18 protein-coding genes are annotated in these 14,157 nt (G+C 69.2%); 8 read left to right on the top strand and 10 right to left on the bottom strand.

All coding sequences use genetic code 11. From position 1 onward, the window contains the following. Positions 1 to 216 precede the first annotated feature (216 nt). Genes mtnA through mtnC form a run of 4 tightly spaced genes read left to right on the top strand, consistent with a single transcriptional unit; the run spans position 217 to position 3,045 of the window. Entirely contained in the window at positions 217 to 1,203 is a 987-nt protein-coding gene (gene mtnA, locus C8E96_RS16835; RefSeq protein ID WP_091383512.1) for an S-methyl-5-thioribose-1-phosphate isomerase, read from the top strand. Further along, positions 1,200 to 1,790 carry a methylthioribulose 1-phosphate dehydratase gene (mtnB, locus tag C8E96_RS16830; RefSeq protein WP_228770299.1) on the top strand — a complete coding sequence of 197 codons (591 nt, stop codon included), beginning with the start codon at positions 1,200 to 1,202 and terminating at the stop codon, positions 1,788 to 1,790. The genes mtnA and mtnB overlap by 4 nt, the downstream gene beginning before the upstream one ends. Continuing rightward, a complete protein-coding gene (locus C8E96_RS16825) occupies positions 1,790 to 2,362 on the top strand; it encodes a 1,2-dihydroxy-3-keto-5-methylthiopentene dioxygenase (RefSeq protein WP_091383511.1) in 573 nt (190 codons plus the stop codon). Before mtnB ends, C8E96_RS16825 begins: the two co-directional genes overlap by 1 nt. Then, positions 2,359 to 3,045: an acireductone synthase gene (gene mtnC, locus C8E96_RS16820; protein ID WP_091383510.1), complete on the top strand. Its 687-nt coding sequence runs from the start codon at positions 2,359 to 2,361 to the stop codon at positions 3,043 to 3,045. The genes C8E96_RS16825 and mtnC overlap by 4 nt, the downstream gene beginning before the upstream one ends. 122 nt (positions 3,046 to 3,167) lie before the next feature. Here the strand turns inward: mtnC and C8E96_RS16815 are convergent, their stop codons facing one another. Continuing rightward, complete coding sequence (locus tag C8E96_RS16815; RefSeq protein ID WP_091383509.1) at positions 3,168 to 3,938, bottom strand: helix-turn-helix domain-containing protein; 771 nt, start codon at positions 3,936 to 3,938, stop codon at positions 3,168 to 3,170. Between the two features lie 300 nt (positions 3,939 to 4,238). On the opposite strand from C8E96_RS16815, the gene C8E96_RS16810 reads away from it, so the two are divergent. Both C8E96_RS16810 and C8E96_RS16805 read left to right on the top strand, forming a co-directional pair. Then, entirely contained in the window at positions 4,239 to 4,952 is a 714-nt protein-coding gene (locus C8E96_RS16810; RefSeq protein ID WP_091383541.1) for an AfsR/SARP family transcriptional regulator, read from the top strand. Positions 4,953 to 5,178: 226 nt separating this feature from the next. Then, on the top strand, positions 5,179 to 5,799 hold the full coding sequence (locus C8E96_RS16805) for a response regulator transcription factor (protein ID WP_228770306.1): 621 nt from the start codon (positions 5,179 to 5,181) through the stop codon (positions 5,797 to 5,799). A gap of 420 nt (positions 5,800 to 6,219) precedes the next feature. Here the strand turns inward: C8E96_RS16805 and aroF are convergent, their stop codons facing one another. Further along, on the bottom strand, positions 6,220 to 7,260 hold the full coding sequence (gene aroF / locus C8E96_RS16800; RefSeq protein ID WP_091383507.1) for a 3-deoxy-7-phosphoheptulonate synthase: 1,041 nt from the start codon (positions 7,258 to 7,260) through the stop codon (positions 6,220 to 6,222). Positions 7,261 to 7,285: 25 nt separating this feature from the next. Further along, positions 7,286 to 7,732, bottom strand: coding sequence for a chorismate mutase (gene aroH / locus C8E96_RS16795; protein WP_228770298.1), 447 nt, complete (start codon positions 7,730 to 7,732; stop codon positions 7,286 to 7,288). 95 nt (positions 7,733 to 7,827) lie between these two features. On the opposite strand from aroH, the gene C8E96_RS16790 reads away from it, so the two are divergent. Next, on the top strand, positions 7,828 to 8,109 hold the full coding sequence (locus C8E96_RS16790; protein ID WP_091383505.1) for a DUF2277 domain-containing protein: 282 nt from the start codon (positions 7,828 to 7,830) through the stop codon (positions 8,107 to 8,109). Between the two features lie 73 nt (positions 8,110 to 8,182). Here the strand turns inward: C8E96_RS16790 and C8E96_RS33330 are convergent, their stop codons facing one another. The 3 genes from C8E96_RS33330 to C8E96_RS34400 form a co-directional block, all read right to left on the bottom strand. Next, a complete protein-coding gene (locus C8E96_RS33330) occupies positions 8,183 to 8,677 on the bottom strand; it encodes a hypothetical protein (protein WP_166658028.1) in 495 nt (164 codons plus the stop codon). A gap of 330 nt (positions 8,678 to 9,007) precedes the next feature. Beyond that, a complete protein-coding gene (locus C8E96_RS16780) occupies positions 9,008 to 9,373 on the bottom strand; it encodes an STAS domain-containing protein (protein WP_091383503.1) in 366 nt (121 codons plus the stop codon). 218 nt (positions 9,374 to 9,591) lie between these two features. Continuing rightward, entirely contained in the window at positions 9,592 to 9,723 is a 132-nt protein-coding gene (locus C8E96_RS34400; protein WP_267463832.1) for a hypothetical protein, read from the bottom strand. 136 nt (positions 9,724 to 9,859) lie between these two features. Here C8E96_RS34400 and C8E96_RS16775 point away from each other — a divergent pair, with 136 nt between their 5' ends. Next, a complete protein-coding gene (locus C8E96_RS16775) occupies positions 9,860 to 10,501 on the top strand; it encodes a Pr6Pr family membrane protein (protein ID WP_091383540.1) in 642 nt (213 codons plus the stop codon). Here C8E96_RS16775 and C8E96_RS16770 read toward each other — a convergent pair. The 4 genes from C8E96_RS16770 to C8E96_RS16755 all read right to left on the bottom strand — a co-directional run bounded on the left by C8E96_RS16770 (position 10,479) and on the right by C8E96_RS16755 (position 14,136). Further along, the gene (locus C8E96_RS16770) at positions 10,479 to 10,955 is read right to left on the bottom strand and encodes a PPOX class F420-dependent oxidoreductase (protein ID WP_091383502.1); all 477 of its coding nucleotides are present in this window, start codon (positions 10,953 to 10,955) and stop codon (positions 10,479 to 10,481) included. The genes C8E96_RS16775 and C8E96_RS16770 overlap by 23 nt on opposite strands. 48 nt (positions 10,956 to 11,003) lie before the next feature. Continuing rightward, positions 11,004 to 11,948, bottom strand: a complete 945-nt coding sequence (locus C8E96_RS16765; RefSeq protein ID WP_091383501.1) for an acyl-CoA desaturase — start codon at positions 11,946 to 11,948, stop codon at positions 11,004 to 11,006. Positions 11,949 to 12,147: 199 nt separating this feature from the next. Further along, positions 12,148 to 13,062, bottom strand: coding sequence for a hypothetical protein (locus tag C8E96_RS16760; RefSeq protein WP_133794523.1), 915 nt, complete (start codon positions 13,060 to 13,062; stop codon positions 12,148 to 12,150). A 75-nt stretch (positions 13,063 to 13,137) separates the two neighbouring features. Next, positions 13,138 to 14,136 (bottom strand): SMP-30/gluconolactonase/LRE family protein, encoded by a 999-nt coding sequence (locus C8E96_RS16755; protein ID WP_166658027.1) that lies wholly within the window; start codon positions 14,134 to 14,136, stop codon positions 13,138 to 13,140. Positions 14,137 to 14,157 lie beyond the last annotated feature (21 nt).

The following is a 14,157-nucleotide window of genomic DNA, read 5'->3' as shown; positions in this document are numbered from 1 at the left end:
GTGCCCGACGACGCAACAACCTGGCACCTGCGCATCTCCGCGTACACAGCCATTCGGTGTGATCTTCACTGTTCCCAGGTTCACATCTCATGTGCTTGGCGAACAGGGAACACGGGTCGGAGCGCAGAAAATAGGAATGCTTGTGGGACGCCGACCGGACGCCCTCCGACGCACATATAGTGGCCCCCGGAATCGGACGACGAGTGGAATGGGGCCATGGCGCGGTCGCTGGCATGGGAAGACGGCAGCGTTGTCGCGGTGGACCAATGCGCGTTGCCGCATGACTACCGCGAACTTCGGCTGCGCACGGTCGACGAGGTCATCGACGCCATCAAGCGCCTCGCCATTCGCGGCGCCCCGGCGATCGGTGTCGCGGGCGCGCTCGCGGTGGCCATCTCCGCCGAGCTGCACACCGTCGACGGGCGCTGCGACCTCGACGCCGTCCTCGCCGACGCCCGCCGGATCGCCGACGCGCGGCCGACCGCGGTCAACCTGAGCTGGGCCGTCGACCGGGTCCTGACCCGCCTCGACGGCGGCGCCGCAGCGGTGCTGGCCGAGGCGCTGGCGATCCTGGCCGAGGACGAGGACCGCAACCGGGCCGCCGCCGCGAACGCCGCGGCGCTGGTGCTGCGGCTGTGCGAACGGCGCCCGCTGCGGCTGCTGACCCACTGCAACACCGGCAGGCTCGCCACCGTCGCCTGGGGCACCGCGCTGGGCACCATCCGGGCGTTGGCCGAGGCCGGGCACGTCGAGGAAGTGCTGTTCGGCGAGACCCGGCCGCTGCTGCAAGGCGCCCGGCTGACCGCGTGGGAGCTGGCCGAGGCGGGCATCGCGCACCGGCTGTGCGTGGATTCGGCGGGCCCGGCGGCGCTCGCCGCGGGGATGGTCGACTGCGTGCTCGTCGGCGCCGACCGGGTGTGCGCGAACGGTGACGTGGCCAACAAGATCGGGACCTACTCGCTGGCCCTGGCCGCGCGGCGGGCCAGTGTGCCGTTCGTCGTCGTGGCGCCGGTCTCCACGCTCGACCCGACCCTGGCCACCGGGGCCGACATCGAGATCGAGCAGCGCTCGGCCGACGAGGTCACGGCGTTCGGCGGTGTCGCCGTGGCGCCCGCCGGGACGGCCGTGTTCAACCCGGCCTTCGACGTGACACCCACCGATCTGATCACCGCAGTCGTCACCGAACAGGGGGTATTCGGGTGACCGACCTCGCAGCCATGTCCGCCCAGCTCTACGCGCGCGGGTGGATGGAGGGCACCGCGGGCAACCTCTCGGTGCGGCTCGACGCCGACACCGCGCTGGTCACCGCCAGCGGGGTCAGCAAAGGCTCGCTGACCAGCGACGACACCGTGCGGGTCCGGATCGCCGACGCCCAGCCGGTCGAGTCCGACGGCAAGCGCCCCTCGGCCGAGACGTCCATCCACACCGCGCTCTACCAGATCTTTCCCGACTGCGGCGCGGTCGTGCACGCGCACCCGCCCTACGCCACGGCGGTGGCCGCGCTGGCCGCCCGGCGGGGGGCCGACGCCGAGGAGTTCGTCGGGCTGGAGATCATCAAGGGCTTGGGCGCCACCGACAAGGTCCTGATCCCGGTCTTCGAGAACCACGCAGACGTGCCGCGCATCGGCTCCGACGTGGCCGCCCGGCTCACCCCGGACGCTCCCCCGGCGCTGCTGATCGGCGCGCACGGCGCGACGACCTGGGGTCCGACGCTGGAGACGGCGCGCAACCGGATGGAATGCCTCGAAATGCTGTGCAGGCTGCGACTGCTGATCGAAAGGAACGCGTGATGACCCTGCTTCAGGTCATGCCGGAGGACGACGCCACGACAGTGTTGGTGCGCACCCGGGATTCCGCTGAGATCTCCGCGCAGCTCGCGCCGTTCGGCATCACGCTGGAGAACTGGGACACCGTCGACCTGCCCGCGGGCGCGGGTCAGGACGAGGTGCTCGCCGCTTACCGGTCGGAGGTGGACCGGGTGTCCAAGGAGGGCCCGTACCCGCTGGTCGACGTGGTGCGACTGGTTCCCGACGACAGCGACCCGGACTGGCAGGCGAAGGCCGACGGCGCGCGCGCCAAGTTCCTCGACGAGCACACCCACGACGAGGACGAGGTCCGCTTCTTCGTCGAGGGCACCGGCTGCTTCTACCTGCACCTCGACGGCAAGGTGTACGCGGTGGTGTGCGAGGCCGGTGACCTGATGTCGGTCCCGGCGGGGACGACGCACTGGTTCGACATGGGCGAGCGGCCGCACTTCTGCGCGATCCGCTTCTTCCAGGAGGAAGACGGCTGGGTCGCGGGCTTCACCGGATCGAAGATCTCCGCCGGGATGCCGACCCTCGACGAACTGCTGGCCACGTGATCAGCTCCGTCGTCCTCGACATCGAGGGCACGACCAGTCCCCTGTCCGCCGTCCACGACATCCTGTTCCCCTATGCGCGGGACCGGATCGCGGACTGGATCGGCGACGAGCGGCCGGGCACACCCGAGGTGAGCGACGGTGTTCGCGAGCTGGCCGGGGCCGACGCCGACGTGGTGGCCACCCTGCTCGACTGGCACGACCAGAACCTCAAGCACAGTCCACTCAAGACACTGCACGGGCTGATCTGGGAGCGCGGCTTCCTCGCCGGGGAACTGCGCGGGGTGGTGTACCCGGACGTGCGGCCCGCGCTGACGGAGTGGCGCGAGCGCGGGGTGCGGATCTGGATCTACTCGTCTGGTTCCGTGCTGGCCCAGCGGCTCTGGTTCTCCAAGACCGACCAGGGTGACCTGCTGCCCTTGCTGGACGGGCACTTCGACACCGTCAGCGGCGGGCCGAAGCGGGAACCCGCGTCCTACAAGCACATCGCGAGCGTGATCGGCGGCAGGCCCGACGAGCTCCTGTTCCTTTCCGACGCCGTCGCCGAACTCGACGCGGCCCGCGAGGCCGGGTGGCGGACGGTCGGCGTCAGCAGGCCCGAGGACGGGTCCCCCGACGCGGGAACGCATCCCGCGGTCGCGACGTTCGCCGCCGTTCCGCGTGAGGAATTCCCACCGCAACCATGAGGACGTCACGCCGAAGCCATGTGCCGCATCCTTAGCGGACGAAAGGGCTTCGGGTCGCGGAAGCGAACCATTACCCGATCACGGCCGGCGCCGGAAACCGGCGCCGGCCGTGGCAACCGTGGTCAGACCGCGCGCAACCGGTACGTGCGGCCGGTACCGGTGCCGAGCATCTCCCGACGCGCCAGCGTGACGGCGATGGGCGGATCGGTGGGATCGAGTTCCCGCATCCGCACGTCGACGTAGTCCCCCGCCCCGACGACCTCGCGCGGAGCGCCGATAAGGATCTCACCGGTGGCCGAGCGGGCCATCGCCATGACGTGCCAGCTTCCCGGCGGCACACCGGGAATCGTGAACGAGGAGGCACCCGAGGCCGCCACATACCGGTACGCGACGGGCCCGCCCTGCGGGATCGCGTCGGCGAAGAGGCCGACCATCACGTTGCCACGCATGCCCTCGGGCAGGGTGATCCGGCCGGACACCGAGTCCGGCCCGGAGACCAGTCCGACCTGCGGACCGACGTCCTCCAGGGAGGGCAGCGCGAAGAAGCCGGGCGCGACCGCCAGCAGCATCCTCGCCACCTCCGGCGACCGGTACTGGGTCGGGGTCAGGCCGACGGCCTTGGTGAACCGGCTGGTGAACGTGCCGACGCTGCTGTAGCCCACGCCGCAGACGATGTCCGAGACGGTCATCGATGTGGTCAGCAGCAACCGCTTCGCCTCGAACAGCCGCACCGCCGTCAGGTACCTGCCCGGCGTCACCCCGGTCTCCTTGGAGAAGACGCGGGAGAAGTGGAACGGGCTGACGAACACCTCGGAGGCCAACTCGGTCAGCGCGATCGGCTCGGCGTACCGGGCCCGGATCACCGCGATCGCCTTGCGGATGACGGGTTTCATGGCACCCTCCTGTCTCGGCCGGGGACCGTGTCACCCCCGTACTCTTGGGCCCAACAGTGCTCCGCTGTGTTCGAGGCGTGGACGAAGCCAGGACTAACGCCACGTCCAAGGCGTGCGTTGCGCATCCGCGCGGGTGCGACCAACTCACCCGGACACTCGTGTGTCGATCACTAACGCCGCGCGTGCGTGGGGACTACCGTCGAAGAACATGCGGCCGAGGGGAGGGCACCCACATTGACCGGCGCGCGCGGAGACCAGGAGCTGGTCCGGTTCACCCTGTTAGGCCCGTTGGAGGTCCGCATGAACGATGTGGACTACGCACCCACCGGTCCGAAGGTCCTGCAACTGCTCGCGTTGCTGCTGATGCGCGCGGGGCAGGTCGTCGACTCCGAGACCATCATCCGGGAGTTATGGTCACAGCACCCGCCGCGAAGCGTGCGCAAGACGATGCAGACCTATGTGTACCACCTTCGGCAATGCATCGAGCGCAACGGCTTGGCCGGTTCGGACGTGCTGCGCACCAGGGTGCCCGGGTACGTGTTCAAAGTGGATCCGGAGCAGATCGACGTGTTCACTTTCCGCCGGATGTTCCGCCGGGGCCGCGACCTGATGGCCGACGGCAGGCCGGCGGAGGCCGCCAAGACGCTGCGCGCGGCGCTGGCACTGTGGACGGGTCCGGCGATGTCCAACGTTCCCTGCGGACCGGTCCTGTCGGCCTACGCGGTGGACTTGGAGGAGCAGCAGCACGCGGCCCGGTACCTGCGCATCCAGGCCGAGATCGACGCGGGCCAACACTGGGACCTGATCGCCGAGCTGCGGTCACTGGTCACCGAGAACCCGCACGACGAGGGGCTGCACGGACAGCTCATGCGGGCGCTGGGCCTGAGCGGCAGGCGCCTGGAGGCCCTGGAGATGTACCGCGAACTGCGGGCCAAGCTGAACGAGGAACTCGGCCTGGAGCCCTGCGCGGACCTGCAGCGGCTGCAACAGGAACTCCTCTCGGTCGGCCGCTAGTTCGTCTCAAGTGGACACTCATGCCGTCACCCCGGGATCGTGACCTCATCACTGTTGTTCACCCGATCGTGGTGGCTATCGTCGTTGTAGGAAGTCCCCAGAGCCGACACCGTCCGCTGCTGCGAACCACCTGCGCGGCGGGCGGTGTCACCCCAATCCCGACGGTTGCGCACCCTCGGGTTTACGATGCTGAGGCTGTTCGAAGCTCGCACGAGCAAGGGGACCAATCGTGATCAGGGTGCTGCTCGCCGAGGACATGCACCTGGTCCGGGGTGCTCTCGTCGCGCTGCTCAATCTCGAACCGGACATCGAGGTCGTCGTCGAGGTGGCCGAGGGCGACAAGATCGTGCCCGCGGCCCGGGCGTCGAACCCGGATGTCGCCATCATCGACATCGACCTGCCCGGCAAGGACGGCCTGACCGCGGCGGCCGAACTGCAGGTCGAGGTCCCCACCTGCCGCACCCTGATGCTGACCAGCCTCGGCAGACCCGCCACGGTGCGCCGGGCGCTGGCCGCGAAAGTCAACGGCTTCATGCTCAAGGACGCACCCGCGGACAAGCTGGCCAACGCGGTCCGCCGGATCGCCGCCGGCGAGCGGGTCGTGGACAGCCAACTGGCGCTCGCCGCCTGGGACATGCCCGAGTGCCCGCTGACCGAACGCGAAACCGAGATCCTGCGGCTGGCGGCGGACGGGCACGACGCGGGCCAGATCGCTGGGAAACTCTTCTTGTCGCCGGGGACGGTGCGCAACTACCTGGCCTCGATCGTGACCAAGCTCGGCGCGCGCAATCGGGTGGACGCCATCCGGATCGCCCGTGAAGCAGGCTGGCTGTCCAATACAGGCTGATTTCCGACGTGGATCCCACATGGATCCGACCGAGGGGCCCGGACAGCATCGGCAGCTCAACATGGCCGACTAATCACGCCGGGCACGCCCCACCCGCTCGACCAACTCCCCGCTCCACCCCGGACGAGAGCACCCAAGCGATGCTCTTAATCCCTGCACTTCCCCCTGCTCCCTCGTCCTGGCCGCCTTTAACTCTCGGGTGGCGGTGTCAAGGGTGGCACAGCCATCGCGCAGCGACGGCCGCCCGCGGCCGCCCTTGATACCGCCACCCGAGAGTTAAACAATCAAGCCAGAGGGAGTCCCACCACCCCGCCAGAGGGAGCCACACACGCCGCCAGGGCGAGCCACACGCGGCCAGAGGGAGCCCCCAACGCGGACTGCCGGGCACACCACGACGGCATACCCGACAGTCCACAGGGATCACCCCGCCAGCCACTCCTCACGCTCACCGGGCATGCGCCCCATGAACGCCGTGAGATGCCGCAACGAGTGCGCGAGCGTCTGCAGGTCCTCATTCACCAACGCCTGCGGCCCGTCACACAGTGCGGCCTCCGGCTGCGGGTGCACGTCGATGATCAGCCCGTCGGCCCCCGCGACGATCGCCGCCCGGCTCAACGGAAGCACCAGGTCGCGACGACCGCCGGAGTGCGACGGGTCGACGATGACCGGCAGGTGCGAGAGCCGCTGCGCGACCGGGACCGCGGAAATGTCGAGCGTGTTGCGGGTCGCGGTCTCGAACGTGCGGATGCCGCGCTCGCACAGCACGATGTCGAGGTTTCCGCGCTGGGCGATGTACTCCGCGGCCATCAGCCACTCCTCGATGGTGGCGTTCATGCCGCGCTTGAGGAGGACCGGCTTGCCGCACTCCCCGACCGCCTGCAGCAGCGGGAAGTTCTGCATGTTGCGGGTGCCGACCTGGAGCATGTCGGCGTAGTTGGCGACCACCTCGACGTCGCGCGGGCCGACGACCTCGGTGACCACCGGCATCCCGGTGATCTTGCGGGTGTCGGCCAGGATCCGCAGGCCGTGGATCCCCAGCCCCTGGAAGGCGTACGGCGACGTGCGCGGCTTGAACGCGCCGCCGCGCAGGATCGTCGCGCCCGCCGCCTGCGCCATCCGGGCCGCTGCGAGGGTCTGTTCCGGGGTCTCCACCGCGCACGGCCCGGCGATCATGGTCACCGTGTGCGGCCCGATCGGCACCCCGCCGACCTGCACCGTGGTGCGCGCCGGGTGTTGCTCGCGGCTGACGAGCTTGTACCCGGCGGTGATCCGCCGGACGCTGCTCACACCCTTGAGCCGGTCCAGGTCCATCTCGGCGAACCGGTCGACGTCGCCGACCAGCCCGATGATCGTTCGGCGCACTCCCCTGCTGACGAACGCCTGACCGTCGGCCGATTCGATCTGATCGACGACCGCCGCGACATCCGCCTCGGTCGCGTCGGCCGTCATCACGATAACCATGAGCGTGGTTCCTCTCGTCCTTCCGTCACGCGGACAAACTCGAGCCGCCGCGTGATTGCCGCTGCCGGGATTGACGGGGCCCCGCGGCCAAGTCCGGCCGCAGCCTCCCCGCGCCGCGCAGGTAGACGTGTTCGACGTCGCCGCGCGAGAGGTCGGTGTTGACGTGGGCGAGCACCCGGACGACCCGGCTGAGCGCGTTGGGCACGGCGATCTCGGTGGCGCACATGAGCGGAACATCGACCAGTCCGAGCTCACGGGCGGCCACCGCCGGGAATCCGCTCGCGAGATCGGGGGTCATGGTGAAGAAGAGACTGATGATGTCGTCGGCCACGAGACCGTTGCGGCCCATGATCTCCACCAGCAGGGTGCCGGTGTCGGCGACGATGAGCGACGCCTCGTCCCGGTCGACCTGGATAGCGCCGCGAATCGCCCGCACCGCCGTCATGCCGCCACCCGCCAAGATCGTCGACACCGTCCCGAACCCGTTGGGGGCGCGGAATCCCAGCGTGCCACCGACCGATTCGGATCGTCTTCTCCGGCAGTGCCCAGATGTGTCACCCTGGAGGCATGTGCCGCAACATTCGTGTCCTCCACAACTTCGAACCGCCCGCGACCTCCGACGAGGTGCACGCGGCGGCGGTCCAGTACGTGCGCAAGGTCAGCGGCTCGACGAAGCCGTCGGCGGCCAACCGGGAGGCCTTCGACCGCGCGGTCGAGCAGGTGGCCGCGGTGACCCGCGAACTGCTCGACTCCCTGGTCACCAACGCCTCCCCGCGCGACCGCGAGGTCGAGGCGGCCAAGGCCCGCGCCCGCGCCGCCGAGCGCTATGGAGTGCGCGTGGCCGAATAGCCGACCGCCCCTGGACAGAGCCGAGCCCCGACACCCGTGTGGGTGCCGGGGCTCGGTTCTGCCGTGATCAGCCTTACGGCGTCGGGATCGGGACCGGAACCGGCGGCACCGGGACCGGGACCGGCAGGGGCAGCCCGCCCAGGAGACCGGCCACCAGCGAGAGCACCAGGGTCAGCAGGGTCGACACCAGGTCGGTCACCAAGGCGATCGGACTGGGCAGACCGGGCAGCATCTGGGGGTTCTGCTTGAGCTTCTCCTGAATCTGGGCGGATTTGTCGTCGGCCTCCTCGACGACGTGCAGCGTGTTGTTGCTGCGGGCGATGTCGCGGACCTGAGCCAGGACCGGGCGGAGCTCGGTCACCGAGCTGAGCAGGGCCTTGGGGTCGCCCGCCTTGTAAGCGGCGTCGATCTGGTCGTGCAGCTTTTGCAGCTGGGCGGCCGGCGCCGAGTTGGAAGCCTCCGCCGAGGCGGAGGTGGGCTGGGTCGCGGACGCCATACCTGTCCCGGCCATTGACAGCACGCTCACGGTCGCGACCGAGGCCACGAGCCGAACGAGGTGACGATTCATCGAAAGGTCCTCTCCGGGTGTCTTCTACCGCTACTGCAGGGCTACCAGCCGGGACGGTAAGTCACCAAAGGATCACCAGTCGTCATCGTCGCAGGTCACACCTATCGTCACTCGACGCACGCGGACGAGATCCACGACAGCGTGAAGATCCTCGTCAATTAGCCACCGGAAGCGATCGGAACCCAAGCGAATCACCCACAGGAACACCAGGAACCACGATCGGCTCATTCTGTGCCGATAATCTCGCAAAAACACTCGAAGGGGCTCTTGCTTTTTACTCCGTTCGCGCGCATACGCGACCGAAATGGGTCGAAGATGAACTTTTCCCAGTTACCACGACGACTGGACCATCGGCCGCAGCGCGGAGTCCAGATCGCGGAACAAAGCCACCGTCTCGGCCACGCCGGTCAGCTGCATCGTGCCGAGAACCGGGCCGGGCGGGACCGCCACGCGCAGCCGCCTGCCGCGGTGCAGGCAGTGGTAATGCGCCCGCAACAACAGCGGTGCGGCGCCCACACTGAGGTACGTCACACGGGCCAGGTCGACGACTACCAGCGCTTTGACCGAATCCTCCGCGCAGGCGTCCTCGATCTGCTCCCGCCAGGGCTGCTCGGTCAGCAGGTCGATCCGACCCGCGGCGGTGACCACCACAGCCGAGCGGGTGCTTCGCGTGGTCACCTCCAGGGGTGGCGGCACGGCAGCCTCCGAGAATCAAGCACTAACGACGGTTTTGTCATCGTCGCCGGGCCGCGCGGACGCAATACACGCTGGTCGCCGTCGAGTTCGGGGCGACTATAACGGACCGAATGCATGGCGCTGACGCCGCCACGCGGACGCGCGGATCGGGCGGCGGAAATTCGGCGGCCCGGTGAATTTCTCAGCCCATTCCCAGGCCATTCACATGCGCGAGACCATTATCGATCATCAGCGGGAGCGACGGCGTCGAGCTTCTCCGACTCGTCGCCCGCCGCCTCGGCGCGCTGCTCGCACGCGTGGCGCTCGACGGTGATCTTGGACCAGGCGAGGTCCCGCAGTTCGACTGACACACAAGATCAATCGGCCGAATGGAGCAAGCTGTTACCCACCGCGACCGTCGATCACTCGTTCGCCGTAGTGATCCAGCCGATCGGCCCATCCGCTTTGCGTTGGCGGACAATGGATCAGGCCGTCTACCTTCTGGGCATGACAATGCGAACGGCGGCCCGCGGCTGGTTCGGCCTGACCGCGGTGGTGGTCCTGGCCGGGCTGGTCACGCAGGTGGTGGTCACGTCCCAGCTCACCGAAGGCCACTTCACCACCGTGGCGGGCCGGGTCGCCAACGTGTTCAGCTTCTTCACGATCCAGTCGAACATCATCGTGATGGTCACCTGCGCGCTGCTCGCGCTCGCCCCCGACCGCCAGTCGACGGCCCTGCGGGTGTTCCGGCTCGCGGGCCTGCTCGGCATCGCGGTCACCGGCGTCGTCTTCCACACGGTGCTCTCGGGTCTGCACGAACTGCACGGCGGCGCGGCGGTGGCCGACTTCCTGCTGCACACCCTGTCGCCGCTGCTGACCATCACCGGCTGGCTGGTCTTCGGCCCGCGCGGCGGCATCGACTACCAGGTGATCGGCTTGGCGGCGCTGTTCCCGATCCTGTGGCTGGTGTTCACGCTCGTCCGCGGGCCGTTCGTCGACTTCTACCCATACCCGTTCGTGGACGTGCGTCAGCTCGGGTACGTCGTCGTGATCTTCAACTGCGTGATCGTGGCGGCGCTGTTCCTGGTGCTCGCCCTCGGTGCCCGCGCGCTGGACCGCACGCTGGTCAGGCGGACGGCCCCGGCGTAGCGAGCCGCGGCGGGAAACCGCCGGTGGCGATCGGGCCCCAGCGGTCGAGCTCGATCCGGATCAGGCACTTGCCCTGGCGGACCATCGCCGCGCGGTACTCGGCCCAGTCGGGGTGCTCGCCGCGGATCGACCGGAAGTACTCGACGAGGGGTTCGACCGCGTCCGGCAGCTCCAGCACTTCGGCGCGGCCGTCGACCTGTACGTAGGGTCCGTCCCAGTCCTCGGAGAGCACGCAGAGCGTCGCGAGGGGGTTGCGGCGCAGGTTGACCGCTTTGGCGCGTTCCGGGTACGTGGAGACCACCACACGGCCCCGTGCGTCGACTCCGTAGACCACCGGGGACACCTGAAGGCTGTCGTCGGCCCGCCGCGTGGTCAGCACGCAGCGGGAGCGGGCCCGCAGGAAGTCGATCAGCTCGACGCGATCGGGGCGGCGGACCGTGGCGGTGCGAGGCATGCCCTCGAACCTAGGTCCGCCGCCCCGAGTGCGACATCGTCCAAGTGGCTACTTGGTGAGCTTGGCCAGGCGCTGTGGCGTGGGCCAGCGGACTTCGCTGACCCAGCCGAACTTCTCGAACAGCCAGATGAGCCGCGCCGAGATGTCGATCTGACCGCGCTGGACGCCGTGGCGGGCGCTGGTCGGGTCGGCGTGGTGCAGGTTGTGCCAGGCCTCGCCCATCGACAGGATCGCCAGCGGCCAGAAGTTGGTCGCCTTGTCGCGGGACTTGAACGGGCGGTTGCCGACGATGTGGCAGATCGAGTTCGTCGACCAGGTGACGTGGTGCAGGAACGACACGCGGACCAGGCTGGCCCAGAAGAACGCGGTGACCGCGCCCCACCAGGACCACGTGAGCAGCCCGCCGAGCACCGGCGGCGCGAGCATGGTGACCGCGGTCCACATGCCGAACTGCTTGTCGATGCGGCGGATGTCCGGGTCGGCCAGCATGTCCGGGGCGAAGCGCTCGGCGTTGGTCAGCTTGCGGTCGAAGATCCAGCCCATGTGGGCGTGCCAGAAGCCCTTGACCAGCGCGGCGGGCGAGGTGCCGAACGCCCACGGGGAGTGCGGGTCGCCGTCGCGGTCGGCGAAGGCGTGGTGGCGGCGGTGGTCGGCGACCCAGTGCAGGATCGGCCCCTGCAGCGACATGCTGCCGGAGATGGCCAGCCCGACGCGGACCGCGCGCTTGGCTTTGAACGCGCCGTGGGTGAAGTAACGGTGGAATCCGACGGTCGTGCCGAGGCACGTGAACGTGTAGAAGAACGCCGCCAGGCCGACATCGACCCAGCCCAGCCCCCAGCCCCAGGCGAACGGGACCGCGGCGATCAGGGCGACGAATGGAATGAGGATGAACAAGTACGTGCCGATCTGCGGCCACAGCCCGCGCGGCTCCCCGAACATGGGCTTGGGCCCATCCTGGTCCACCTGCGTGCTGCCCTCGACGGTCGCGGTCATCTCTGCCCTCCGGCTCCTGGGTACTCACCCAGTGTGTCTGGGGGAATTAGTACCTGCTCAGCCGTAAGCAAACCAGGCGTACAGGCGTACACCAAGCATCGCCGAGATGAGGCCTTGTCCGAAATGCCGCTTCGCCAGGCTCGACCCGGCCTGGGTGAGGTCTGTGTCACAACCTCACCCTGGCCGGGCCGGTTCGCCGTCAGGCGCAGGTCACGTTGATGAAGATCGTCGAGGACCGGCCGAGGTTGTTGATGCGCACATCCACCGTGCCGGGGCCGGCGGTCTGCTTGTTGCCCTGCGCGATCGAGAGCACCTGGCATCCGGGCTGGTCGGCCACGGTGATCCGGTGCACGCCGGTCTCGACGGCCTCCACGTGCGCCTCGTGGTAAACCGACAGCTGCGGCGCCCAGTAGGACCACTTGACGTTGCTCGCGCCGTTGGTGTCGGTCCACTTCACCTTGAGGCCATCGATCGGGTCCCCGCCCGCGCGGCGGAACACGGTGTCGATCTCGATGATCGGCCGGTCGCCGACCTTGAAGTTGTCGGTCTTGCTGTGCGCCGGCACGAACCCGTGGCGGTTGCCGCCGACCGACCCGCAGTCGACGACGTCGAGCCCGTTGGCGACACCGAACTCGGCGCAGCCCGCGAGGAAGTCCTCGACGGTGGTCACCCACACCTTGTAGACGCCGCCGTTGTTGGGCGTGTCGAGGTACGGGAACAGCTGCACGGTGGTGGCGGCGTGGTCGAGGTCGACGCCGGTGACGTGCTCGCAGTCGGTGTCGACCACGGCGGAGATCACGCCGCCGGAGACGGTGAACTGTCTACAGCGCGCCGGGTCGGTGGACAGCAGGACCTTGCCGCTGGGGTCGGTGACCTGGAATACGTAGGTGCCGTCGTCGAGTCCGGCCGCATCCTGCGGGGCGCCCGGGCCGGGTCCGCCGTCGAGGTAGACGTCCTGCTTGGTGGGGAAGTGGTTGAAGTTCACTTCGCTGCCGTCGGGCAGCGTGGTGAAGATGGCGCCCGATGGCGCGTGCGCGGTGGCGGTGCCGAGTTGGAAGGTGACGGCCGACGCGGCGAGCGCGACGACCAGTCCGGCGCGGGTCAAGGGCCTCATGGCTGCTCTCCTGAAACGTTGGCCCCGACGAGTGCGAGGCTACGCCGACTGGAGTACGCCGAACGGCCTTGACCGTTACGGATGCGACGTCTGGGGCAGCGCGAACAGGGCGATCGCCCGCTCGTTGAGGCTGCCCAGGTAGACGGTCCCCTGGTGCTCACGGACCCCGGTCACCATGTGGTAGTCGGGCACCTTGCCGTAGAAGTCGTGGACCAGCCGCCCGGTGGCGCCGTCGATGGCCCGCACCCACACCAGCCGCTTCTCCTTGGGCTGCAACCGTTCCGGCACCCGCCAGAGCACCTGGCGGACCCGCGGCGGGGTGCGCAGGAGCAGGTCGACGACGGGGTCGCGGGGTGCCGCGAGGGCGATCCAGATCAGCCCGTCGGACCCGGTGGAGATGTTGTCCGGGAACGCGGGCAGGTTGTCGGCGAGAAGGTCGGACTCCCCCGCCCGGTCACCGGTCAGCCAGAGGCGGTTGAGGCAGTACTCGCCGGTCTGGGCGACCACGACGTAGGACTCGTCGGCGGCGAGCGCCACCCCGTTGGCGAAGTGCAGGCCGTCCAGGAGGGTTTCGACGGACCCGTCCGGCGAGCGGCGCAGGAGTCGGCCGGTCCCGGAGTGCTCCAGGATGTCGGCCCGCCAGAACTCCAGGTCGAACCGGCTGCTGGAGTCGGTGAAGTAGATCGTCCCGTCCTGGGCGACGGCGGCGTTGTTGCACACCCGCAAGCCGGGCCCGGACGGGATCAGGACCTCGATCTCGCCGTCCTTCTTGTCGACGAGAAGCAGGCCCTTGTCGGCGTCGCACACCAGCAGCCGCCCGTCGGGGTACAGCTCCAGCCCCAGCGGGCGCCCGCCGGTGTCGGCGATGGTGTCGAGCCGCCTGCCGTCGGCGGTGAGCCGCAGGACCCGGCCGTCCTCGACGCCGGTGAACACGTGGCCGTGCTCGTCGACGAGGACGTCCTCGGCGCCCGCGCCGGTGACCTGGTGGACCGTCAGCGGCGGCAGCGACGGCTTCGGCTTGCGCCCTGGGCGCGGCGCCCGCCACACGACCGGCTCGATCCTCGGACGACCCATTGCTACTGCTCCCGACACTCG

The organism is Actinokineospora alba, from assembly GCF_004362515.1.
GTDB lineage: Bacteria > Actinomycetota > Actinomycetes > Mycobacteriales > Pseudonocardiaceae > Actinokineospora > Actinokineospora alba.
The sequence above is the reverse complement of the archived record's forward strand: the minus strand, read 5'-3'. Positions and strand labels throughout refer to the sequence as shown.

What these genes read in the sequence shown, in the direction of transcription:
- mtnA (WP_091383512.1), top strand. Translation starts at nt 217, where the DNA reads ATGGCGCGGTCGCTGGCATGGGAAGACGGCAGCGTTGTCGCGGTGGAC.
- C8E96_RS16825 (WP_091383511.1), top strand. Translation starts at nt 1,790, where the DNA reads ATGACCCTGCTTCAGGTCATGCCGGAGGACGACGCCACGACAGTGTTG.
- C8E96_RS16815 (WP_091383509.1), bottom strand. Translation starts at nt 3,938, where the DNA reads ATGAAACCCGTCATCCGCAAGGCGATCGCGGTGATCCGGGCCCGGTAC.
- C8E96_RS16810 (WP_091383541.1), top strand. Translation starts at nt 4,239, where the DNA reads ATGAACGATGTGGACTACGCACCCACCGGTCCGAAGGTCCTGCAACTG.
- aroF (WP_091383507.1), bottom strand. Translation starts at nt 7,260, where the DNA reads ATGGTTATCGTGATGACGGCCGACGCGACCGAGGCGGATGTCGCGGCG.
- C8E96_RS16790 (WP_091383505.1), top strand. Translation starts at nt 7,828, where the DNA reads ATGTGCCGCAACATTCGTGTCCTCCACAACTTCGAACCGCCCGCGACC.
- C8E96_RS33330 (WP_166658028.1), bottom strand. Translation starts at nt 8,677, where the DNA reads ATGAATCGTCACCTCGTTCGGCTCGTGGCCTCGGTCGCGACCGTGAGC.
- C8E96_RS16775 (WP_091383540.1), top strand. Translation starts at nt 9,860, where the DNA reads ATGACAATGCGAACGGCGGCCCGCGGCTGGTTCGGCCTGACCGCGGTG.
- C8E96_RS16770 (WP_091383502.1), bottom strand. Translation starts at nt 10,955, where the DNA reads ATGCCTCGCACCGCCACGGTCCGCCGCCCCGATCGCGTCGAGCTGATC.
- C8E96_RS16765 (WP_091383501.1), bottom strand. Translation starts at nt 11,948, where the DNA reads ATGACCGCGACCGTCGAGGGCAGCACGCAGGTGGACCAGGATGGGCCC.
- C8E96_RS16760 (WP_133794523.1), bottom strand. Translation starts at nt 13,062, where the DNA reads ATGAGGCCCTTGACCCGCGCCGGACTGGTCGTCGCGCTCGCCGCGTCG.
- C8E96_RS16755 (WP_166658027.1), bottom strand. Translation starts at nt 14,136, where the DNA reads ATGGGTCGTCCGAGGATCGAGCCGGTCGTGTGGCGGGCGCCGCGCCCA.